A 22,350-nucleotide genomic window follows, 5' to 3' on the forward strand; every position below is an offset into this window, starting at 1 on the left:
TTATCACGGCTACATCATTAACAACGTGCGTGCTGGACACGCCAGCATCTCTTTCTTTGGGTACATCAGTCCGTGATAAGAGGTGCATCATAAATGAACACCTCATACTGCGCAATTTTTATACAGCACTCAGGACTGATTAAATTTGTATAACGGTAACAGGTAGCGTTGCGCCTCCTGGGTGATAATGTCGAAATATTCTGGCTCCAGCGTTCGCCATAAACGTTGATACCAGACATCGTCACCTTCGCCACGTACCATCATGTTCCCTTCGTAGGCCTGCAAAAACTTGCTGCGCGCTTTCTGGAGCGAAGCCTCATCCGTTAACATGGCATCATTCTGCGCGTCATAACAGGCTTTTATCCATGCCCCCCCACTTTCAGGCAGCAAAAGCAGGGGTTTGTTCATGCCCTGACGGTAACCTTCAATATAAAGCGACAGGTACGTCAACGCCTGCTCAGGCTCCATCGGCGGGAAACGCCATTCGCCGTCCTTACGTACAAACAACCGGCTTTCACCTTCGTGACCACTCGCACTGTAGACAAGATGTTCGAGCCAGAGTTGCAGGCCATGTGAAACGCTGAGCATGGATGGCCGCCAGCGCAGCAGCCCGTCAGACTGCACGTGCGTGAGCCAGCCGCTGAGGTGCATACCGTTACAATCGAGATCGATTTCAATGCTGCTCGCCGGCTGCCGACACGCGATAACGCGATCAGCTAGCGCTCGCATCTCCTCGCACTGGGCATCCCAGACGATTTCACCGAATGCACCATACGGAAGTAATCCCGACGCCCTGTAACGTCGGAACAGTTTACTGGCGTCTTCTTCGTCAACCAGCGCATTCAGAAGCTGGGAATTAAGCTTAAAACGCTCCAGCCCATCAAGAATAAACGGTTCCGCATCGGGGATTTCGCTCTCTTCAGAGCGGAAATTCACCTGCAAGCGTTGCTGGAAAAACGCCCGAACCGGGTGTGCCCAAAAGCGCTGTAGCTGCTCAAACGTGAGGGTGTCTATAGCGCGCGGTTCGAGCGCCTGAATAAAATCGGTTTGCGGCGTCCCCGCTTTCTTCGCGGCGGGAAGCCACTCGCGGGCATAGCTTTGCAGTTCATCAGGAACGTAGTTGACAGGATCGAACGGCATACGGCTATGGTGGCAAGTGATATGCGCTATCACCCGACGTTCGCTTTCGTCGCAGTTGCAGGCTTCATCGCCCGGCAGATAGTGGCTCTGTCCAATGTAGTCCACTAGCTCCTGCACCAGCACAGACGGGAAACGCTCGCTGTTATCCTGAATTGAACGTCCGATATAGCTGATATACAGCCTGCTTTGCGCAGACATCAGCGCCTCAAGGAAGAGATAACGGTCATCATCGCGGCGGCTGCGGTCACCCCGCTTCGGTTGTGCGCTCATAAGATCAAAGCCCAGAGGCGGCAGCGCACGCGGATAAATACCGTCGTTCATGCCAAGCAGACAGACCACTTTGAACGGGATTGAACGCATTGGCATCAGGGTACAAATATTCACCGGCCCCGCAAGGAAGCGCTGGCTGATGCGCTCCTGATCGAGACGTTGCGTCAGCTCATCACGCAGAAGCGAAAGGGGAACCGCCTCGTGATAGTGCGAATTAACCCCTTCATCAACGATGGCCTGCCACTGCTTCTCGATAAGCGCCATGGCGGCTTCAGTTTCGCTGTCCGGCAGGAAGAAATCATTCAGCATTTCGCGGCAAACTGGCAGCCACTCTTCGAGCGGGCGGGGCTGCATCAATGCACGGCGCCAGCGGTTGAGCTGCATAAGCAGCGAGGCTAAGTGACCAACCAGTTCCGCGATCAACCCACTGGATTCATCGTACGGCAGCACGTCATTCCATTCGCCGTGGATGCTCTCCATTGCATACCCCAGCAGCATGCGCGTCAGCCCAAACTGCCAGGTATGCTGGCCGGTTGCTGGCAGTTCGAACTCCTGGACGTTATCATCGTCGATACCCCAGCGGACACCGGATTCGTTGACCCACTGGCGCAGATAGCGCAACCCCTCTTCGTTAATGTTGAAACGTGCGGCCAAAACTGGCACATCCAGCAGTGCCAGCACATCCTCAGAGATAAACCGGCTATCAGGCAGCGAAAGCAGGCTGATAAAGGCCTGTAGCGCCGGGTGTGACTGACGAGCGCGACGGTCAGAGATTGCGTAGGGCAGATAGCGGTCGCCCGTTGCGCTGCCAAATACCGCCTGAATAAACGGGCTGTAGCTGTCGATATCCGCCACCATCACCACGATATCGCGCGGTGTCAGGGTTGGGTCGTCCTGCAACATGGCCAGCAGGCGGTCATGAAGAATTTCAACTTCACGCTGTGGGCTGTGACAAACGTGGATCGCGATACTACGATCGTCAGGATCCAGTTTTCGCTTCTTATCGCTTCGCGCAAACTCCTCGGCAGTGATCCCGGCAACGGCACGGTTCTCTAAATCCAGAATATCAAGCTGAATATTGTGCAGCAGGCTATCCGGCGTAATATCGGCAAACGCATCCACATCCCCTTCTCCCGAGGAGGTGATATCTGAAAGCAGATAAATATAGTCACGTCCGAGCTTGCCCCACGAGGCAAGCAGCGGGTTCGGCAGGTTCTGAATCCCCTCTTCATCAAAAAGCTGCGCCGCGTTTTCACTGTCTTTAAACAGCGGCACCGCGCGTTCTTCAAAGAGACGTTTTCTCTGACGGGTGACCAGCCGTGAAAGCCAGCGCGGATCCTGAATATCCCCCCAATAGTGCCGACACGGGTTGGTAAAGAGGATATGGATATCAGTGTGCTTACCGAGCGCTTTTAGCGCGTTCAGGTAGACAGGGGGCAACGCGGAGATACCGCAAATGAACACGCGTGACGGCAAACGGGCTGGCCGTTCTGCGCTGTTCTCAAGTATCGAGATAAAGCGATCGTACAAGTTAGCACGGTGCCACTTAGGCTGACCGAGTTTCCCGGTATGCTCGACCAGCGCTTTCCAGAGCGGCGCCTGCCAGATTTGCGCTTCCGGTAACCCATCGACTAATTCTCCCGCTTCCCAGCGAATCAGCCAGTCTGCACGGTAAACCAGATACTGGTCATAGAGGTCGGCAGTACGTGAGGCCAGCTGGAAAAGTTTACGCTTGTCGGTGTCGTCATTCAGGTAGTGCCGCAGCATGGCAAACTCATCACGCGCCAGCATGTCCGGCAGCAGCGTCATCAGTTTCCAGGCCATGCTTTGTTTGTTGAAGGCGCTCTGCTCAGGGATGTCCGGCAGGACGCGAACAAACATCTCCCAGATAAAGCTCGCGGGCAGCGGAAAATCGATGTTCGCCGCAATGCCAAATTTCTGCGAAAGGGACATTTGCAGCCACTGCGCCATACCGGTGCTCTGCACCAGCACCATTTCTGGCTCAAACGGATCGTCAAGACGCTCTTGCTCAACGATATACTCCATCAGTGCTTCCAGCACATCCAGACGATTTGAGTGGTAAACCCTTAGCATAAACGCTCCCGACTAGCGGCTAACCGGGCAGTGCAGACGCGTTAACGCGCCCTGCCGCCCCATAGGAGAAATAAGTGTGACCGTGATGCTGACACATCCGGACTGTGTTGTCTGCCCCCGACTGACTTGCCAGCCCGGCGGGAGCGTTAATGTTGAGATCTGCGATTGATTCCACGCATGATGCCATAGCTGACGATACTGGCTAAGCGCCGCATACCGGGCTGCCAGCGCGCGATGATATCCGGATAACGCCGTCACAACCACAACCAGCAACATCATTGCCAGCAAAACCTCAACCATGCTAAATCCTTTTTGTCTGCTCAGGGTAACTGACATAGCGTACTTTCCTTAAGGGGGCAGAAATCACTCCAGCCGTGGGCGGAAAAGCGTATCTGCCCTTCCGCGATGTCCCCGCCTTGCCATAGCAACAGATCGTCATTGCCGGCAATAAGCAAAACACGCTCCCCAAACAGCCTTACACAGACCCGCAAACGCTGTGTCTGTTTGCACTGAACCTCTGGCTGTAAAGCCCATTCCTGAACGCGCCCCCACTCCAGTGCAGATTGCACGGCAGCCTGCTGGCGAACAGACAAACTCTCGCCACTTACCAGCGTGCTAAAGGTTTGCAACTGCTGATTTAATCCGGTGAGGATCAGCGTGCCGAGCACCAGCAATAGCAGGACCAGCGCCAGCGATGACATGCCCCGCTGACGATTCACAGATTAAACCCCGTTACGGTATGGCGAGCCGAAAAGGGGGCGGTCAGTTCACCTTTACGGCGGGCACGCAGCTCGATACTGATGACCGGCGCAAAGCCAGCACGATCGGTTTTAGTGACCATAAATTGCTCTATCAGGACCCGATCCGGGTCGGTGAGCTTATCCCATCCCTTACCGTCACAGGATGTGGCGCCCCGCAGCGTTTCAAGCGATCCGGACTCAAGCCGGAATCCCGTACTGTCGTTTTCTGACGCGGTGCTATCCCACTGGCCGTTGCTGTTCGCATCCCATTGCACAATCGCACATCGTCCTTGCCTGCCGATGATCATCCCCTGTCCCTGGCAATGCCCTGCACAGTATCCTGCTCTCTGAAACTGTTTACCGACCGCGAACAGACGTTGCCAGACCTCATCCTCCAGCTCCTGCTGCCCGGATTGCAGTAAAACCCCCCGCTGTAGCCCCGGTAAAAAACGTGACGTGCTGAGTAACAGAATGCTGCTTATCGTCATCGTAATCAGCACTTCCAGCAGGGAAAACCCTTTTCGATTTACTGGCATGCATCTTCTCCTGCGGCATTACACAGCCTGATACGTCCGCCATTTGAGACAATAACCCACCACCCACCAGCGCGGCTCTGCACCCGGATATGTCCGGCCCACGCGGTATCTCTTAAACCGTAAAATCCCAGCGCAGGTGTTATGTCGCTTATCGTGACCCCTGGCCACATCGGCTTCATCACGAACGGTCCGCCGCTGTCACAACCGGTCACCGCTGAACTGGCCAGACAGTTCTTTTCACCGTCGTTATACAGCGCGATCCTGTGCTCGCTGTTGTGACGGTTGGCGTCATTGCGCAAAAACACCAGGTAATCCCGCACCTGGCAGGCGGTTTGCCAAAGCCGCTGCCGCTGCTGCCAGCTGTCCCAGCCATAGAGTCCTGTGGCGCTGAGGATCACTGCCAGCGAAACGGCGATAAGGGTTTCGATAAGCGTAAAGCCTTGTTCGTTTTTCATGGCGGGAGTGTGGAGGAATAGCAGAAACGGTGCGAGCGTCAAACCAGAACTTTACGAGCCGCTTTCAGGAGAATTTCACCCGTTGCAACGCGTTGCATCATCTCTGGAAACAGGCTCGAAAAACAAAACGGGCGTGAAAAAAAACCGGCGCTAAAGAGCACCGGTTGTGTCAGGATTTGCCGTATCAGATGGCGACAGGAGCTTTAATGCCGGGATGCGGGTCGTAACCCTCAATCTCGAAATCATCAAAACGGTAATCGAAGATCGAGTCCGGTTTACGTTTGATCACCAGCTTCGGCAATGCACGCGGTTCGCGCGTCAGCTGGAGATGCGTCTGTTCCATATGATTGCTGTAGAGGTGGGTATCACCGCCCGTCCAGACAAAATCGCCCACTTCAAGATCGCACTGCTGCGCCATCATGTGCACCAACAGCGCGTAGCTGGCGATGTTAAACGGCAGGCCGAGGAACACGTCGCAGGAGCGTTGATAGAGCTGGCAGGAGAGCTTGCCGTCCGCCACGTAAAACTGGAAAAACGCGTGGCAAGGCGCCAGCGCCATTTTATCCAGTTCACCCACGTTCCAGGCAGAGACAATGATACGGCGCGAGTCCGGATCATTTTTCAGCTGGTTTATGACGGTCGTGATCTGGTCGATATGGCGGCCGTCCGGGGTAGGCCACGCGCGCCATTGCTTGCCGTAGACCGGACCCAGGTCGCCGATCTCATCTGCCCACTCGTCCCAGATGGAGACATTGTTTTCATGTAGATAAGCAACGTTGGTATCGCCTTGCAGGAACCAGAGCAGTTCATGAATGATCGAGCGCAAATGGCAGCGCTTCGTTGTCACCAGAGGAAAGCCTTCTCGCAGATTGAAGCGCATCTGGTGGCCAAAAATGGAGAGCGTACCGGTGCCGGTGCGGTCGTTTTTCGGCGTGCCCTCGTCGAGCACTTTTTTCATCAATTCAAGATACTGTTTCATGATTCCTCAGGAAAGTTGTTGCTGTGGACGACGACGATACGCCCAAATCATCATAATGGCACCCGCGACAATCATCGGGATGGAGAGGATCTGCCCCATGCTGATGTACTGTACCCATTCACCGGTAAACTGCGCATCCGGCTGGCGGAAGAACTCGACGATGATACGAAACGCGCCGTAGCCAATCAGGAACAGACCGGAGACAGCCCCCATTGGACGCGGTTTGCGGATATAAAGATTCAGGATGATGAACAGCACCACGCCTTCCAGCGCCAGCTCATAGAGCTGTGACATATGGCGCGGCAGGACGCCGTAGGTATCGAAAATGGACTGCCACTCAGGATGCGAAGGCAGCAGCGCGATATCCTCTGCGCGGGAGCCCGGGAACAGCATGGTAAACGGCACGCTCGGATCGACACGCCCCCACAGCTCACCGTTGATGAAATTGCCCAGACGCCCTGCGCCCAGCCCAAACGGGATTAACGGCGCAATAAAATCAGCCACCTGGAAGAAGTTGCGTTTGGTGCGTCTGGCGAAGATCACCATCACGAGGATCACACCAATCAGTCCGCCGTGGAAGGACATACCGCCGTCCCAGACGCGGAACAGATAGAGCGGGTCGTTCAGGAATACCGGGAAATTATAGAACAGGACATAACCGATGCGACCTCCCAGGAATACGCCGAGGAAGCCGGCATAAAGCAGGTTTTCCACTTCGTTCTTCGTCCATCCACTGCCCGGACGACTGGCGCGACGGCCAGCAAGCCACATGGCAAAAACGAAGCCCACCAGGTACATCAGACCGTACCAGTGCAGCGCTACAGGTCCTATTGAGAAAATAACCGGATCGAATTCCGGAAAATGCAGATAACCACTGTTCATCTGTCACCACAAGATGTTGTTATTCCGCTGAAAGTGGACAGCGGGTGAATTGCATTCCCGCCGTTGGCAGGTGCTCCAAAGTTGCGAATCATAGCATAAGGCAGGCGCGGAGGATGCGCCTGAGATGTAAAAGATGTGTATAGGGGTTCATGCGCGCAGTTCTCCCTCACCCCATCCCTCTCCCTCAAGGGAGAGGGGTCGTCCGAGCAGTCATTATTTTGTGGGGATCAGCGGCCACCGCGGATCAAACCGCCCATGCCGCGTCGCTCCATAAACGCAGCCACCTGATGGCGCACTTCGGCTGCCAGCTGTGCTTCCAGGCTACGCGCGGCCAGTTCGCGCGCCTCATCTTGTTCGATGTGACGTAACAGGTATTTCACACGCGCAACGGAACGTCCGTTCATTGACAGGTGACGGAAACCGAGACCAATCAGGATCGCCACGCACATCGGATCGCCGGCCATTTCACCGCACAGGCGCAGGTCGATATTATGCTGCTCGGCTTCGCGGGCGATCATCGCCAGGGCACGAAGCATCGCCGGATGCAGGCTATCGTAGATGCTGGCAACACGCGTATTGTTGCGATCGACTGCCAGAATGTATTGCGTTAAGTCGTTGGTGCCAACGGAGATAAAATCAACGCGGGTCGCCAGCTGCGGCAACATAAAGACCATTGAAGGCACTTCAAGCATCACGCCGATACGGGGTTTAGGGATCGCATAGCCGATCATCTCTTCCACTTCGCGCCCTGCACGTTCTATCAACCGCCGCGCTTCGTCGATCTCGTCAATACTGGTGACCATCGGCAGCAAAATGCTGAGATTCCCCGTGGCCGCGTTGGCACGCAGCATGGCACGAACCTGGATAAGGAAGATTTCCGGCTGATCGAGGGTTATGCGGATCCCACGCCAGCCGAGGCAGGGATTCTCTTCACTGATGGGCATATAGGGCAGTTGCTTATCCGCGCCGACGTCCAGGGTGCGCAACGTGACGGGTTTGTCATTAAACATCTGCAACATGCCCTGATACTGCGCCACCTGCTCCTCTTCTGACGGGAAGCCGCTTTGCAGCATAAACGGTATTTCGGTGCGGTAGAGGCCGATGCCATCGATGCGGCTGCCGAGCTTCTCTTCATGCTCGGGGCTTAAGCCAGCGTTGAGCATCACCTTCACCCGCTCACCGCTCTTGAGCTGCGCGGGCAGGTTGACGTCATCTTCCGCCAGCTTGCTTAATTCATTCTCTTCGCTGATAAGACGCTGGTACTCCTGAAGGAGAACCGGTTCAGGATCCACCAGCAACTCACCACGGTATCCGTCCACCACCAGCGTACGGCGATGCAGTACGGAGGGCTGAATATCCGCCCCCATCACGGTCGGAATACCGAGCGCGCGCACCATAATGGCGGCATGGGAGTTAGCAGCGCCATCGCGCACCACCACGCCCGCCAGCCTGTCCTGCGGTAATTCCGCCAGCGTCGTCGCTGAGAGTTCATCGGCCACCAGCACAAACCGGTTCGGCCAGGCGTTCGCCCCCTGAATAGTATCATCGAGGTGGAACAGCAGACGTTGCCCAAGCGCGCGTAAATCGCCGGCGCGCTCTTTCAGATAACCGTCAGTCAGCACCGCAAACTGCTCGGCAAATTTTTCAATGACCTTTTTAACCGCCCACTCTGCCACCGAACCTTTATCGACCTCGGCAAATAACTCACGACGCAAACGCGCATCGGAAAGCAGGTGTGAGTAGAGGTCGAAAATGGCCGCCGTCTCTTTTTGAGCGCCAGCGGCAAAGCGTTTGCTGTAGCGACGAAACTCATTCGCCGCCTCTTCCAGCGCAGCGGTAAGCCGTTCGCGCTCAAGCGCTTCATCCAGCGTCGAGGCTTCGTAGACCTGCTCCATCAGCGGGAGCGTGGCATCCATCCAGCCTTCGGCAATCGCGACGCCCGGCGAGGCCGGAAGCGCGCGGATGCGGGTATGACGATACTGCCCAAAAAGGGCTGCCAGCTGAGACTGGGAGAGGATAGCAGCCATCTGCGTTGCCAGCGTGACGAGGAAAGACTCCTCGCTTTCGTCGTACTGCCGCAACTCTCGTTGCTGGACAACAAGCACGCCAAGCAGTTGGCGGCGCTGAATAATAGGCACGCCAAGGAAAGCGCGGAACCGCTCCTCTTTGACGGAAGGGATATATTTGAAGCTGGGGTGTTTTTGCGCATCGGCAAGGTTGATTGGCTCCGCCAGTCGCCCGACCAGGCCAACAATACCTTCATCAAACGCGAGCGTGACGGTGCGTCCCCGTGGTTTTTTTAAACCGCGGGTTGCCATCAGGTAGTAGCAACGTCGGTCATGATCGGCCAGGTAGACCGAACAGACCTCGGTTTCCATCGCAAGACAGATGTCCGTCACCAGAATATTCAGCGCCTCGTTGAGGCGAGGCGCACTGGCAACCTTTTCAACTATTTCTCGCAAGCGGGTGAGCATGATTTGCGTAGCTTAACCTCTTTTACGTCGCCAGGCAGGTGCGCTCTGTGGCTTCGGAGGCGTCTCCTGAAGCTGCATCACGACACTTGCGAACTCTTTCATCACCCTACGATATACATCGCGCTTAAATGACACGACCTGACGAACCGGATACCAGTAGCTTACCCAGCGCCAGCCATCAAACTCTGGCGTGCTGCTGGTTTGCATATTGATATCTGAATCGTTGCCCACCAACTGCAAAAGAAACCACTTCTGTTTCTGGCCGATACAAACCGGCTTTGTGTCCCAACGCACCAAACGTTTCGGTAACTTGTAACGCAACCAGTTGCGGGTCGAAGCCAGAATACGAACATCTTTTCGGCTTAAACCAACCTCTTCAAACAGCTCCCGGTACATCGCTTGTTCTGGGGACTCTCCAGGATTGATCCCGCCTTGCGGGAACTGCCAGGAGTGCTGACCATATCGCCGGGCCCACATCACCTGGCCCTGACGATTACAAATTACTATTCCTACGTTTGGGCGGTAGCCATCGTCATCAATCACCGGACTACCCCAAACTAAATCTGATATATGAATGATTGTTTCACACTACAGGGAGGCGGTAAACCACTCTCTTACAGGCCTGCAACCTAACAACATTTGAATAACTCACAATTTAGTGAGGAGTTATAAACAGATGCGGGCGACAGAGACCATTTTTATTCACCTTTTCTGTGGATATAGTTGTGAAGAAGTGCGGAATTACCGATGAACAACCTTGTAACCCGACGAAACGCCAATTTACCCTGCCAATAATAAATCATTTAAATTCATAATATTAGATTGGAATTAAGGGTGCCAGAGGCGATTAACGTGACGATCGTCACATCAAAGATCCTCCTGCTGATGAAAGATCGAACAGCGTCGGTTTTATCCACAGATTGTGCCAATAAGTTAGGCACAATTTGTGTGAAAATTCGATTTTCATCGCACGTCAAGGCTGTAAATTGAAACAGTAGTGGCAGTTATTCCCAGTTATCCCATTTTTCTGTGGATAACATGGTGTAAGATCCTGTTTATTGTCAGTGACCAGAATTGCACAACCTGTTTTTTAGCCGCGGCGCGACGGGCTATAGTCTAAAAAAGATGAAATAAATCATCCACATGGAATAGGTGCACAGAAAAAGGTAAACTCTGTCCACAAGGGATAAAATATCAGCTCATTTTTTAATCAAAAGGTTGTTTGCATGCATTCTCTCGCCCCACTGCTCTCCCCTCCCGTCAGTGAAGCCCAGTTGCTCCAGCAGGCACAACGTCTGGCAGGTTATTCACTGGGCGAGCTGGCCGTGATGGCGGGGTTGACGATACCCAACGATCTAAAGCGTGATAAGGGCTGGATCGGCGTGTTGCTGGAACGCTGGCTGGGCGCAAGCGCGGGCAGTAAACCCGAACAAGATTTTGCGGCGCTGGGGGTGGAACTGAAGACGATCCCCATCGATAGCCAGGGGCGGCCGCTGGAAACCACCTTTGTCTGCGTTGCGCCGCTCACGGGTAACAGCGGAGTGACCTGGGAAACCAGCCACGTCAGGCATAAGCTGAAGCGGGTGTTGTGGGTACCCGTTGAGGGCGACAGGCAGATCCCGCTGGCAGAGCGTCGCGTTGGCGCCCCGCTGCTCTGGAGTCCGAATGATGAAGAGGAGAGACTGCTTTCCCAGGACTGGGAAGAGCTGATGGACATGATTGTGCTGGGACAGGTTGAGCGGATCACCGCCCGGCATGGCGAAGTGCTGCAACTTCGTCCCAAAGCCGCCAACAGCAAAGCGCTCACTGAAGCGGTAGGCGCACAGGGCGAACCGATCCTCACGCTGCCGCGCGGTTTCTATCTTAAAAAGAATTTCACCGGGTCACTGCTGGCACGCCACTTCCTGTTGAAAACATAGTTTTTTACTAATTTTGCGCTCCGGCTAACATAATCTCCTCCTTTTTAAGATTTCCCCCCTTTCACCTGTCGTAATATCAGGTTATTACTACACTATGATTTGATACGAGCCAGGTGAGGATGAGAACGATGAAAAAATGGGCAGTAATTATCTCAGCAGTCGGTTTAGCGTTTGCGGTATCGGGTTGTAGCAGCGACTATGTCATGTCAACGAAAGATGGTCGTATGATCCTGACCGATGGCAAACCCGAAGTCGACGACGATACCGGTCTGGTGAGTTACCGCGATCGCGAAGGCAATCAAATGCAGATTAATCGCGACGAAGTCTCCCAGATCATCGAGCGTTAAACAGATAAAGGTCAGTAGCTTGCTGGCCTTTTTGATTTTTTCCTTCCCCTTTTGCCTTCCCTCTGCCATGTTTATATTCCTTTGTCGGGAGGCTCCTGACGCAGTCTGTATGTCTAAAAAAGGAAACCGGCTATGCATTATCATCGTATCCCCCACAGCGCTCTGGAGATCAGCCAACTGGGGTTGGGCACCATGACATTTGGTGAACAAAACAGCGAAGCCGATGCCCATGCACAACTCGATTACGCCGTCAGCCAGGGCATTAACCTGATTGACGTGGCGGAGATGTACCCCGTTCCTCCCCGCCCGGAAACACAAGGTCTTACTGAAACGTATGTCGGCAACTGGCTGGCGAAACGCGGCAATCGCGAAAAGCTGGTCATCGCCTCCAAAGTCAGCGGACCTTCCCGTAATAACGATGCCGGGATCCGCCCTAATCAGATCCTCGATCGCAAGAATATCCGTGCGGCGCTGGATGCAAGCCTCAAGCGCCTGCAAACCGACTATCTCGATCTTTATCAGGTGCACTGGCCGCAGCGTCCGACGAACTGCTTCGGTAAGCTTGGCTACACCTGGAACGAAAGTGCTCCGGCCGTTACCCTGCTGGAAACGCTGGAAGCGCTCACGGAGTGCCAGCGGGCGGGTAAGATCCGCTACATCGGCGTTTCCAACGAGACGGCGTTTGGCGTGATGCGCTATCTGCATCTGGCCGATAAACACGATCTGCCGCGCATCGTGACCATTCAGAACCCGTACAGCCTGCTGAACCGCAGTTATGAAGTGGGTCTGGCGGAGGTGACGCAGTACGAAGAGGTGGAGCTGCTCGCCTACTCCTGTCTGGGCTTCGGTACCCTGACGGGCAAATACCTGAACGGCGCGAAACCGGCTGGCGCGCGTAACACGCTTTTCAGCCGCTTCACCCGCTATAGCGGCGAGCAGACGCAAAAAGCCGTTGCGGCCTACGTGGATATCGCGAAACGCCACGGACTCGATCCGGCGCAGATGGCGCTGGCCTTCGTGCGTCGTCAGCCGTTTGTGGCGAGTACCCTGCTCGGCGCAACGACGATGGATCAGTTGAAAACCAATATTGAGAGTTTCAATCTGAACCTGAGTGAAGAGGTATTAGCGGAGATAGAAGCGGTGCATCAGGTTTATACCTACCCGGCACCGTAATAAAAGCAAAACGGCAACGCACGTTGCCGTTTTTAGGGTTTTCACCCTCTCTCTGTGGGAGAGGGCCGGGCTGAGGGCATCAGGCAGCACAATTCAACGACGACGCTGCCAGACCCACAGCCCGCTAATCGCCAGCGCGAACAGCGCGCCGAATCCTACCCCGATTGCCACGACCGGCGCACCTGCTTTTACCGCCAGCGAGTAAATCCCCAGCATCAGTAACATCGCCATGTTTTCACCAAGGTTTTGCACCGCAATGGCGTTACCCGCCCCAACGGTCTGCTTGCCGCGCTCCTGCAACAGCGCGTTTAGCGGCACCACAAAGAAACCGCCTAACATGCCGATCAGCAGCAGCAGGGCATAGGCAGGCAATAGGGCATGTTGCAGGGAGAAGAACAGAACGCCGACGCCAATCAGGATCCCCGCAGGCATGCAGCGCGCGACGGTTTCCAGCGTCACCAGTTTTGCCGCAGCCCCGGCCCCGACAACAATCCCGACGGCGACCATGGCATTCAGATAAGTCGGCGTGGCGTTGTCAGTAATGCCCAGCGCCACCGGCACCCACAGCACCAGCAGGAAACGCAGCGTAACGCCGGCCCCCCAGAACATGCTGGTGCCCATCAGCGAGAAGCGTGTTTCACCGTTACGCCACAGTACGCGGCAGGCGTTGAAGAAGCTGCCGGTCATGGGCCCGAAGCGCCAGGATTGCCCCGGACGCGCCACGGCCAGTTTGGGGATAAACAGGTTGGCGATCACCGCGCCACCGTACATCAGGGCGCAGATGCCAAGCGCGGCGAGCACATGCCAGTCTGCCAGTACGCCACCCGCCACCGAACCCAGCAGAATAGCCGCAATGGTGGAGGACTCCATCAGGCCGTTGGCCTTCACCAGCTTATCACCGGTGGTGAGCTCACCCAGAATGCCGTACTTCGCCGGGGAGTAGGCTGCCGCACCAATGCCCACCAGCGTGTAGCCGACGAAAGGATTGATACCAAAGCAGATACTTGCCGCGCCCAGAAGCTTAAGGCTGTTGGCAAACATCATGACCCGACCTTTCGGGAAGCTGTCCGCCACCTGGCCGACAAACGGCGCAAATACGATGTAAGCACCCACAAACACCATCTGTAGGATCGGCTGGCTCCAGTCGGGATAAAACTCAGCTTTCAGCAACGCCAGCGTGGCAAACAGCAACGCGTTATCGCCGAACGCGGAAAGAAACTGGGCGGCGATAACCGCCATCATGCCTTTCGACCAGATTGAAGTGTTAGTGTGCACTGACTCACGCATTTTGCTGTTCCGCCTCTTCAACCATGCCCTTCAGGGTCACGAAATCGGGTTTACCGCTGCCCAGCACCGGTAACTGTTTGAGGTAACGAATATCGCGGGGGACCGCCAGCTCGGGGATACCGTGTTCGCGTGCATACCTGAGCAGCGCGTCACGCTTCAGTTCACCGTCTGTTGTGAAGAGCACCAGCGCCTCGCCTTTACTGGCATCACTTTTCACCACGGTCGCATGCATTTTCTCTGCTGAGACTGCGGTCGCCAGCGTCTCGACCATTTCAAGAGAGACCATTTCCCCGGCGATTTTGGCGAAGCGTTTTGCGCGTCCCTGGATCTGCACGAAGCCCTGATCGTCGAAGCGCACGATATCGCCCGTATCGTACCAGCCCGTTTCAACCTCGCCATTGACGTTCTCAGCCGTCGGCGCCTCAAGCACCCCCGGGTTTTCCACACGCAGATAGCCGTTCATGACGTTCGGCCCTTTCAGCTGAAGACGTCCGCCGTCTTCAATACCCGGCACCGCCAGCAGACGCGCGTCCAGCCCCGGCAGAATGCGGCCAACCGTTCCGGGTTTTGCCGCCATCGGAACGTTGATGGAGACCACCGGCGCGCACTCCGTCACGCCATAACCTTCCAGAATGCGCAGGCCAAATTTGTCCTGCCAGATTTGGCGCGTGCTGTCCTGGAGTTTTTCCGCCCCCGCCACCACGTAGCGCACGCGGAAGAAATCATACGGGTTGGCGAAGCGCGCGTAGTTTCCGAGGAAGGTGGACGTCCCGAACAGCACCGTGCAGTTACGGTCATAAACCAGTTCCGGCACAATGCGGTAGTGCAGCGGGCTTGGGTAGAGGAACACCTCGGCACCGGTCAGCAGCGGCGTAAAGAGCCCCACGGTCAGACCAAATGAGTGGAACAGCGGCAGCGCCGACATAAAGCGATCGTTGGCGGTAAAGTCAGCAATGGTTTTAATCTGTTCGACGTTCGCCAGAATGCTTTTGTGACTGTGAACCACACCTTTCGGGTTGCCTTCAGAGCCGGAGGTAAAGAGGATAATGGCATCATCCTCCGGCTGCTGCTTAACCTGCGCCAGACGCGGCATCAGCAGGTGCGCGAAAATCCACAGCTTGTCGGCGGTCGTGACGTCTGCTTTCAGATCTTCCAGGAACACCCAGCGCACCTGCGTCAGCTGTTCCGGCAGGTGCCACAGCTTGCCTTTATCCAGGAACTGGCGGGAGGTAAAGACGGTGTTGATTTGCGCCGCGGTAATCGCGCTGGAGAGCCCTTTCACGCCCGCCGTGTAGTTCATCATCGCCGGAATGCGGCCCCGGGAGACGGCACCAAAGATCACCGCCGCGCTGATACCCGCGTTTGGCAGCATCAGGCCGATCTTTTCACCCTGTTTGCTGTATTTTTCCAGGATACGCCCGACAAACAGCGTTTTGGTCAACAGCTTACGGTAGGTATCCGGCGTAAAGTTGATGTCTTCAATGCAGTTTTTCTTCGCACCGTAGCGATACTGGGCCGACAGCAACGATTCATACAGCGTCTCGCGCGGGCGAACGGCCATGCGCGCTTCCATCATAATCTGGTGCAGCATTTCCCCGGCGATTTTACGGCGGTCGCGCGCACGCGGCGCCTCGGGCATCGGCAGTGACGTCGGCGGTAATATATGCAGCGTAATTTTCGGGAACAGACGCTGCTTCACCAGCCCTTTCAGACGACTGAAAAAGGTCAGCTCAGCCCCGTCGATGCGTAGCGGCACGACGGTGGCCTGAGACTTCGCCGCGACAAAACCGGCCCCATCGTAAATTTTCATCAGGGAGCCCGTCACTGAAATCCGCCCTTCCGGGAAGATAACCACCGGACGCCCCTGCCCAATCAGACGCACCAGATGTTTAATCATCATCGGTTTGGTTGGATCGAGCGGGACAAAATCAATCAGCGGTTTGAGCCAGCGCATGTACCATTTTTCACTGATGGAGCTGTACACCGCGAAGACGGGCCGCACGGGCAAAAACAGCGCCAGCAATACGCCATCAAGAAAAGAGACGTGATTCGGTGTGATAAGAACACGCTCGCCATAGAGTGCCTGCGTATCGCCAGTCACGCGGATGCGAAACAGGACACGAAACAGTGTGCGGAAGAACCCAAAAAGCATTTCAACTCCCTTTGCCAGCCAGTGTGAAAGGTATAAATGGTGGCAGATTACACGAGAAGTAGTGAGGGAGCGATAGCAAAAACAGAGGCGAAAAAAAACCTGCGCATCCGCGCAGGTTGGTGCAAGAGAAGAGTACGAAAACGTACCAGGAATTCTCACCAATCAATACCTCTGGGATCTTGATTGTGGCCTCCGGCGACAGGCTTCGCCAGCGGGAAAACGCAAGGGAATGAGCCGAAGTGCAACCAGGTGTGAATATTCTCTTTTGCTGTTACAGGTTGAACTTACAGGCAAAAAAAAACCTGCGTAAAACGCAGGTTGGTGTAAATCGTGTTAATCAACCGAAGTTGATTCCACCTATCAATACCTCTGGGATCTCGACTCTAGCAATTCATAACGCATCGTTGCTAACGGACAATCGCAACAGCCTGAGGCAAAGTGTAACTAAAGGTTCAGATTACCATTATTCAGACATGACTGGCCGTGTAACGATTACACCGCGAGGGATGTTCTGCTTCACATTTGCAGAGGACGCTCACCCGCTCCCCTTGAATGCGCGCCGCTTTTCCGCAACACTAGTTAGTGTGTAAACGCTTACCCCTATAAGAAGGTATTGAATGGCGACAATTAAGGATGTGGCTCGTCTGGCCGGTGTTTCCGTCGCGACCGTCTCCCGCGTAATCAACAACTCCCCTAAAGCGAGTGATGCATCGCGACAGGCCGTGCAGGACGCCATGGAAAACCTGAATTATCACCCTAACGCCAACGCGCGCGCCCTTGCCCAGCAGTCGACAGAAACCATCGGGCTGGTGGTCGGGGATGTATCCGATCCGTTTTTCGGTGCGATGGTCAAAGCCGTAGAACAAGTCTCTTATCACACCGGAAATTTCCTGCTGATTGGTAATGGCTACCACAATGAACAGAAAGAGCGCCAGGCCATTGAGCAGCTGATCCGTCATCGCTGTGCGGCACTGGTGGTCCATGCCAAAATGATCCCCGACGCCGAGCTGATCCATCTGATGAAACAGATGCCGGGGATGGTGATTATCAACCGTATTATTCCCGGTTTTGAAACCCGCTGCGTGGCGCTCGACGACCGTTACGGCGCATGGCTCGCAACCCGTCACCTGATCCAGCAGGGCCATACCCGAATTGGTTATCTGTGCTCCAACCACCCAATTTCCGATGCGGAAGATCGCCTTCAGGGCTATTACGACGCGCTGCGCGAAGCCGGTCTGCCCTGCAACGATCGTCTTGTGGCGTACGGAGAACCGGATGAGAGCGGCGGCGAGCAGGCGATGACCGAGCTGCTGGGACGCGGGCGGAATTTCACCGCCGTGGCCAGCTATAACGACTCCATGGCCGCCGGCGCAATGGGCGTGCTGAATGATAACGGGATTGACGTCCCGGCAGAAATTTCGCTGATTGGCTTTGATGATGTGCTGGTGTCGCGCTACGTGCGCCCTCGCCTGACCACCGTGCGTTACCCGATTGTAACCATGGCAACGCAGGCGGCAGAACTGGCGTTAGCGCTGGCCGAGCATCGCCCGCCACCGGAAATTACCCACCTGTTCAGCCCAACCTTAGTGCGCCGTCACTCGGTGGTATCGCCCGCGGAAGCCGTGAGCGAACAGCGATAGAGATGGACGGTTTTATCCGGGTATTCCAGCGCATCGCCGATGTAGTGCCAGCCGTAACGTTCGTAGAAGTCGCGGCAGGCAGACCAGAGATGAAGCTCGTGATACCCGGCGCGTCGCGCGTAGCCGATAACATGCTGCTGAAGTTTTCCCGCCAGCCCGTTTCCCCGGGCGGCTTCATCGACATATAGCGCAGCCAGCCAGGGGTGGAGATCCTGTCGGGAAATTAAATCGCAACGCCACAGCCCAACGGTGCCCAGCAGCTGGTCATCCTCAACGGCAATAAAGGTGAGCGGTAACTCGCCCGGCGTCAGGCTGTGCTCGACAATGCTCTGGAAAAAGGCACGCGGCATACCTTCACCAAACGCGTTCCAGATCCAGTCGATCACCTGCTGTGTAAACTGCGGCGCAGCGTGAAGCGGCAGTATATTCACACCAGCTTCCCCTGGAAAAGAGGGACCGATTCGAAGAGATAGCCGTCGAAATCGTGTGCGTCTTCGTCTGACAGCTCAAGCAGGCTCTTTTTGACGTTTTCAAGATGCTGGAACATCGCCTGCCACGCCCCCATCACGTCGCGGCGGCGGAGCGCAGCGAGAATGGTTTGCCTGTCGCCGAGCCATTTCAGCCGCCATGCGCGGCTGGCGATGTGGCCGTTGAATTGCTGCCACAGTGGGCTGCTGTCCATGTGATGCCAGACGCTTTCAACGGTCGCCAGCAGCATCTGGTTTTGTGTGGCCCCCGCCAGTACCAGGTGGAACATTTTGTTGTTGTCCTGGCTGCGATCGTCGGCGGCAATCGCCCGTTGCTCCTGCTCGATGATGCGGCGCAGGTTGTCGATATCCGCCCGCGTCGCCATTTTTGCGGCAAAGGCGGCAATGTTGCTTTCAAGCAGCTGACGCGCCTGGAGAATTTCAAACGGCCCCACGTCACTGTTCAGAAAACGCTCTTCCTCGTTTTCATGCTCCTCCGGAATGCGCATCACGTACACGCCAGACCCCTGGCGAATATCCACCGTCCCCTGAAGCTCAAGCATCAGCAGCGCCTCGCGCACAATAGTGCGGCTCACGCCATACGTCTCGGCGATGTTGCGCTCCGGCGGCAGACGCGATCCCACGGGATAATGCCCCTGGATAATCTGCGCCCGTAAATCCTCGCCAATCTCCTGGTACTGTTTTTTTTCCGGCAGGATGACAGCCTTATCCACGTTTTCACCTGTGTTTTTCAGTTAATGCGCGAGCCGGACGTCCTCCCGGCCAGTTTGTGCGCTATTTTACCAGAAGGCTTACTTCCATTCATCGTCTACCCTGAGCGTCAGCACACGCTCATCGCGCAGCTGGCGGAACCAGGACGCTGATTTCTTTGCCCGCCGTGCGCGTTGATTTTCAAGGTCGATCTCAATCAGCCCGTAGCGGTTTTTAAACGCGTTCATCGGCGAGACGTTGTCGGTGAAGGCCCACAGCATATAACCGTGACAGTTTGCCCCCGCCTCCCGCGCCAGCAGCGTGTAGTAGAGATGTTCGCTGATAAACGCGATGCGGTACGTGTCATCGATAATGCCGTCGCGATTGCGAAACTGCGCTTCGTTCTCCACACCCATCCCGCTTTCCGCTACAAACCAGTCAATGTTGCGATAGTCGTTTTTAATCCGCATCGCCATGTCGTAAATAATGCGCGGGAAGATCTCCCAGCCGCGGGAGGTGTTCATCCTCCGCCCCGGCAGCTCGAACGGCTCGTAGTAATACGCCGGGTGGAACGGCGTCTCCGGGTGCCAGGCGCGGGACGGGGCTTTGACGCGATGCGGGTAATAGAGGTTAATGCCCAGCTCGTCGACGGTGTTGTCGGCAATCAGCGCCAGCTCGTCAGCCGTGTAGTCCCACTGCACCTGATGCTGCGCCAGCAGGGTAAAGAGCGCCTGCGGATAGCGCCCGTGCACCAGTGGGTCGAGAAAGACGCGGTTGTAGAACAGATCGTACATCTCTGCCGCTCGCACGTCATGCGGTGCGCGCGAGCGTGGATAGGTCACTTCCGGGTTAAGAATACAACCCACTGAGCCGTCATACCCTTTCTCGCGAAACAGCTTCACCACTTTCGCCGTCGCCAGCACTTTATGGTGGTTCCACTGCATCCAGGTGCTGGTGTTCTGCTCATAGGGCCAGCGCAGTGCGTCAAGGTAGACGCGCGTCTGGACCACAATCGGCTCGTTGAAGGTAAACCAGCGGGTGACTTTGCCGTGAAAGCGCTCAAACACTTTTTCCGCATAGCGAACGAACAGCTCGACGACGTGCTTCGACGCCCAGCCGCCGTAGGTTTCCAGCAGCACGCCCGGCAATTCGTAGTGTTCTAGGCAGATCATCGGCTCAATGCCCTGACGGTGCATTTCATCGAACAGCGCGTCGTAATAGGCGGCGTACTCTTCATCTACGGTGGCGTTTTCATAGTCGGTCAAAAAGCGCGACCAGTTGATCGAGGTGCGATAGTGCGTCAGGCCCGCCTGCTTCATCAGCGCCACATCTTCACGGAAGCGATTAATAAAGTCGGTTGCCACCGCCGGGCCATAGCCGTTGTGCCAGACGTGACGATCGTTCTTGTACCAGAGATCGATCCACGAATCCTGCCCTGGCTTTTTGCCGCTCCAGCCCTCGGTCTGCCAGGCCGATGCCGCCGCGCCCAGCATAAAATCCTGCGGTATAGTTATCTGTTTTATGCTCATCCGGTCCTCATGCGTTATCGGTGGCTTGTTGCAGCGCGGCCTGCTCTGCGCGGCGTGAGGCAATTTTCACAAACGGCAGATAGATAATCACCGCGGTCACGATGCAGATAAACTGGGTGATCACCGCCCCCATGGAGCCCGCGGTTGACAGCCAGGCGTTGATCAGCGGCGGCGTGGTCCAGGGCACCATCACCACGGCTTTCCCGGCAAATCCGGTCACGGTGGCAAAGTAGCCAATCGAGCCCGTCACCAGCGGCGTGATGATGAACGGGATAGCCAGGATCGGGTTGAGCATGATTGGCATCCCGAAGATCACCGGCTCGTTGATATTAAAAATACCCGGGCCGATGGAGAGCTTAGCGATCTCCTTCATCTCTTTACGTTTGGTGGCAATCATGACGGCGATCAGCAGGCCGATGGTCAGGCCGGAGCCGCCGATGCTCATATAGACGTCCCAGAACGGCATGGTGATGATGTTTGGCACCTCTTTGCCCTGCTCGAACGCGCTCATGTTAACGGTGATTGCCCCCAGCAACAGCGGCTCGCGGATCGGCTTGATCATCTGGTTGCCGTGAATACCAATCACCCAGAACAGCTGGGCGACAAACATCAGCAGCAGGATCCCCGGCAGGCTTTGCACCACGCGCTCCAGCGGCTGTTGCACCACCTGGTAAACCGCGTCGTAGAGATACATGCCGGTAATCTGATGAAACACGAAGCCAAAGGTGGCGATGGCAGTGGTGGTGATAATGGCCGGGATCAGCGCAGAGAACGACGCGGCGACGTTCGGCGGCACCGTGTCCGGCATCCTGATTTTCAGCCCCTTGCGGTTTTCCAGCCAGCAGTAAATCTCCACTGACAGGATGGCGATAAACATGCCGAGGAACAGGCTGCGGGTATCGGAGAACTGGCGCAGCAGCACGTCTTTCACCACGTGCATCTCGCCGTCCACCAGCATTTCCACCGTGGTTGGCGTCACGCAGATAAAGCAGATCACCGCCAGCAGGCCGGGGAACAGGGACTTAATGCCGTTAATACGCCCCAGCTCAATGCCGATTAAAAACACCGCACCGATGTTGAGAAAGTTAAGCGTGGCATAGTTGAGCGCGCTGGTGATCGGCTTTAACGCCGCCAGAAACGACAGCGACTGAAAGCTCGCCAGGCCGTTTTTCGGATCCAGCACCATATTGGAGATCAGTACCGAGAACGCCCCCACAATGATGACCGGCATTAAGGTAATAAACGCAGACTTGATCGCCTGGATATAGCGATAGCTGTTGAAGGTGGTGGCAAAACTGCCCAGAGCGTCGATCAGTTTTTCCTGAAATGCCATAGGGTAATACCTCAGTAAAAGGGCTTTTATTGAATAAGATGGACAGCCGGATACTATTGGTATGCCAAAAATAGCGTCCACAGGCGCTTTGTTCTGTGATTAAGCTCTCAATGAGGTAAGAGGTATTCCAGATTGCGATTTATCACCATTTTGGCATGCCAATGACAGGCATTTATCCCGCGGGCGAGGATCGTTACCGAAAAGCGTGATCGTTATGGGGTT

Annotated in this window: 19 protein-coding genes; 4 read left to right on the top strand and 15 right to left on the bottom strand. The window is 55.7% G+C overall.

Going from position 1 to position 22,350, the window contains the following annotated elements; genetic code table 11:
* Positions 1 to 129: 129 nt before the first annotated feature.
* From recC to rppH, 9 genes are all read right to left on the bottom strand, one after another.
* Positions 130 to 3,504, bottom strand: coding sequence for an exodeoxyribonuclease V subunit gamma (gene recC, locus RY075_RS18415; RefSeq protein ID WP_104469149.1), 3,375 nt, complete (start codon positions 3,502 to 3,504; stop codon positions 130 to 132).
* A 12-nt stretch (positions 3,505 to 3,516) separates the two neighbouring features.
* A complete protein-coding gene (locus RY075_RS18420) occupies positions 3,517 to 3,840 on the bottom strand; it encodes a prepilin-type N-terminal cleavage/methylation domain-containing protein (RefSeq protein WP_003862776.1) in 324 nt (107 codons plus the stop codon).
* Complete coding sequence (locus RY075_RS18425; protein WP_003862778.1) at positions 3,825 to 4,223, bottom strand: DUF2509 family protein; 399 nt, start codon at positions 4,221 to 4,223, stop codon at positions 3,825 to 3,827. The genes RY075_RS18420 and RY075_RS18425 overlap by 16 nt, the downstream gene beginning before the upstream one ends.
* A complete protein-coding gene (locus tag RY075_RS18430) occupies positions 4,220 to 4,780 on the bottom strand; it encodes a prepilin peptidase-dependent protein (RefSeq protein ID WP_032610062.1) in 561 nt (186 codons plus the stop codon). The genes RY075_RS18425 and RY075_RS18430 overlap by 4 nt, the downstream gene beginning before the upstream one ends.
* Complete coding sequence (locus RY075_RS18435) at positions 4,771 to 5,235, bottom strand: prepilin peptidase-dependent protein (RefSeq protein WP_232967422.1); 465 nt, start codon at positions 5,233 to 5,235, stop codon at positions 4,771 to 4,773. Before RY075_RS18435 ends, RY075_RS18430 begins: the two co-directional genes overlap by 10 nt.
* Positions 5,236 to 5,419: 184 nt before the next feature.
* Positions 5,420 to 6,214, bottom strand: coding sequence for a thymidylate synthase (gene thyA / locus RY075_RS18440; protein WP_232967423.1), 795 nt, complete (start codon positions 6,212 to 6,214; stop codon positions 5,420 to 5,422).
* Between the two features lie 6 nt (positions 6,215 to 6,220).
* The gene (gene lgt, locus RY075_RS18445) at positions 6,221 to 7,096 is read right to left on the bottom strand and encodes a prolipoprotein diacylglyceryl transferase (RefSeq protein WP_003862787.1); all 876 of its coding nucleotides are present in this window, start codon (positions 7,094 to 7,096) and stop codon (positions 6,221 to 6,223) included.
* Positions 7,097 to 7,323: 227 nt separating this feature from the next.
* Entirely contained in the window at positions 7,324 to 9,570 is a 2,247-nt protein-coding gene (gene ptsP / locus RY075_RS18450; protein ID WP_003862789.1) for a phosphoenolpyruvate--protein phosphotransferase, read from the bottom strand.
* Positions 9,571 to 9,582: 12 nt separating this feature from the next.
* Positions 9,583 to 10,113 (bottom strand): RNA pyrophosphohydrolase, encoded by a 531-nt coding sequence (gene rppH / locus RY075_RS18455; protein WP_003862791.1) that lies wholly within the window; start codon positions 10,111 to 10,113, stop codon positions 9,583 to 9,585.
* Between the two features lie 683 nt (positions 10,114 to 10,796).
* Between rppH and mutH the strand changes: the two genes are divergently transcribed.
* From mutH to RY075_RS18470, 3 genes are all read left to right on the top strand, one after another.
* Positions 10,797 to 11,489, top strand: a complete 693-nt coding sequence (gene mutH / locus RY075_RS18460; protein WP_338627886.1) for a DNA mismatch repair endonuclease MutH — start codon at positions 10,797 to 10,799, stop codon at positions 11,487 to 11,489.
* A gap of 128 nt (positions 11,490 to 11,617) precedes the next feature.
* Complete coding sequence (locus RY075_RS18465) at positions 11,618 to 11,836, top strand: YgdI/YgdR family lipoprotein (protein ID WP_003862794.1); 219 nt, start codon at positions 11,618 to 11,620, stop codon at positions 11,834 to 11,836.
* A 132-nt stretch (positions 11,837 to 11,968) separates the two neighbouring features.
* A complete protein-coding gene (locus tag RY075_RS18470; protein WP_003862795.1) occupies positions 11,969 to 13,009 on the top strand; it encodes an NADP(H)-dependent aldo-keto reductase in 1,041 nt (346 codons plus the stop codon).
* A gap of 93 nt (positions 13,010 to 13,102) precedes the next feature.
* On the opposite strand, the gene lplT is transcribed toward RY075_RS18470, so the two are convergent.
* Together lplT and aas are read right to left on the bottom strand one after the other, a co-directional pair.
* On the bottom strand, positions 13,103 to 14,296 hold the full coding sequence (lplT, locus tag RY075_RS18475; RefSeq protein ID WP_003862801.1) for a lysophospholipid transporter LplT: 1,194 nt from the start codon (positions 14,294 to 14,296) through the stop codon (positions 13,103 to 13,105).
* A complete protein-coding gene (gene aas / locus RY075_RS18480) occupies positions 14,289 to 16,448 on the bottom strand; it encodes a bifunctional acyl-ACP--phospholipid O-acyltransferase/long-chain-fatty-acid--ACP ligase (protein ID WP_023314771.1) in 2,160 nt (719 codons plus the stop codon). Before aas ends, lplT begins: the two co-directional genes overlap by 8 nt.
* A 617-nt stretch (positions 16,449 to 17,065) precedes the next feature.
* Here aas and galR point away from each other — a divergent pair.
* Complete coding sequence (gene galR / locus RY075_RS18485; RefSeq protein ID WP_003862806.1) at positions 17,066 to 18,088, top strand: HTH-type transcriptional regulator GalR; 1,023 nt, start codon at positions 17,066 to 17,068, stop codon at positions 18,086 to 18,088.
* Here galR and RY075_RS18490 read toward each other — a convergent pair.
* The 4 genes from RY075_RS18490 to RY075_RS18505 all read right to left on the bottom strand — a co-directional run bounded on the left by RY075_RS18490 (position 18,043) and on the right by RY075_RS18505 (position 22,128).
* Positions 18,043 to 18,519, bottom strand: coding sequence for a GNAT family N-acetyltransferase (locus tag RY075_RS18490; RefSeq protein WP_023306858.1), 477 nt, complete (start codon positions 18,517 to 18,519; stop codon positions 18,043 to 18,045). The genes galR and RY075_RS18490 overlap by 46 nt on opposite strands.
* Positions 18,516 to 19,289, bottom strand: coding sequence for an FCD domain-containing protein (locus RY075_RS18495; protein ID WP_325773872.1), 774 nt, complete (start codon positions 19,287 to 19,289; stop codon positions 18,516 to 18,518). Before RY075_RS18495 ends, RY075_RS18490 begins: the two co-directional genes overlap by 4 nt.
* A 78-nt stretch (positions 19,290 to 19,367) precedes the next feature.
* Positions 19,368 to 20,795 (bottom strand): glycoside hydrolase family 1 protein, encoded by a 1,428-nt coding sequence (locus RY075_RS18500; RefSeq protein WP_003862810.1) that lies wholly within the window; start codon positions 20,793 to 20,795, stop codon positions 19,368 to 19,370.
* A gap of 7 nt (positions 20,796 to 20,802) precedes the next feature.
* The gene (locus RY075_RS18505; RefSeq protein WP_003862812.1) at positions 20,803 to 22,128 is read right to left on the bottom strand and encodes a PTS transporter subunit EIIC; all 1,326 of its coding nucleotides are present in this window, start codon (positions 22,126 to 22,128) and stop codon (positions 20,803 to 20,805) included.
* Between the last annotated feature and the right edge of the window lie 222 nt (positions 22,129 to 22,350).

The organism is Enterobacter sp. JJBC (genome assembly GCF_036936505.1).
GTDB classification, from domain to species: domain Bacteria; phylum Pseudomonadota; class Gammaproteobacteria; order Enterobacterales; family Enterobacteriaceae; genus Enterobacter; species Enterobacter hormaechei_C.

Coding starts and splice junctions, on each gene's coding strand:
- recC (WP_104469149.1), bottom strand. CDS start 3,504: ATGCTAAGGGTTTACCACTCAAATCGTCTGGATGTGCTGGAAGCACTG.
- RY075_RS18420 (WP_003862776.1), bottom strand. CDS start 3,840: ATGTCAGTTACCCTGAGCAGACAAAAAGGATTTAGCATGGTTGAGGTT.
- RY075_RS18430 (WP_032610062.1), bottom strand. CDS start 4,780: ATGCCAGTAAATCGAAAAGGGTTTTCCCTGCTGGAAGTGCTGATTACG.
- RY075_RS18435 (WP_232967422.1), bottom strand. CDS start 5,235: ATGAAAAACGAACAAGGCTTTACGCTTATCGAAACCCTTATCGCCGTT.
- thyA (WP_232967423.1), bottom strand. CDS start 6,214: ATGAAACAGTATCTTGAATTGATGAAAAAAGTGCTCGACGAGGGCACG.
- lgt (WP_003862787.1), bottom strand. CDS start 7,096: ATGAACAGTGGTTATCTGCATTTTCCGGAATTCGATCCGGTTATTTTC.
- ptsP (WP_003862789.1), bottom strand. CDS start 9,570: ATGCTCACCCGCTTGCGAGAAATAGTTGAAAAGGTTGCCAGTGCGCCT.
- mutH (WP_338627886.1), top strand. CDS start 10,797: ATGCATTCTCTCGCCCCACTGCTCTCCCCTCCCGTCAGTGAAGCCCAG.
- RY075_RS18465 (WP_003862794.1), top strand. CDS start 11,618: ATGAAAAAATGGGCAGTAATTATCTCAGCAGTCGGTTTAGCGTTTGCG.
- RY075_RS18470 (WP_003862795.1), top strand. CDS start 11,969: ATGCATTATCATCGTATCCCCCACAGCGCTCTGGAGATCAGCCAACTG.
- lplT (WP_003862801.1), bottom strand. CDS start 14,296: ATGCGTGAGTCAGTGCACACTAACACTTCAATCTGGTCGAAAGGCATG.
- aas (WP_023314771.1), bottom strand. CDS start 16,448: ATGCTTTTTGGGTTCTTCCGCACACTGTTTCGTGTCCTGTTTCGCATC.
- galR (WP_003862806.1), top strand. CDS start 17,066: ATGGCGACAATTAAGGATGTGGCTCGTCTGGCCGGTGTTTCCGTCGCG.
- RY075_RS18500 (WP_003862810.1), bottom strand. CDS start 20,795: ATGAGCATAAAACAGATAACTATACCGCAGGATTTTATGCTGGGCGCG.
- RY075_RS18505 (WP_003862812.1), bottom strand. CDS start 22,128: ATGGCATTTCAGGAAAAACTGATCGACGCTCTGGGCAGTTTTGCCACC.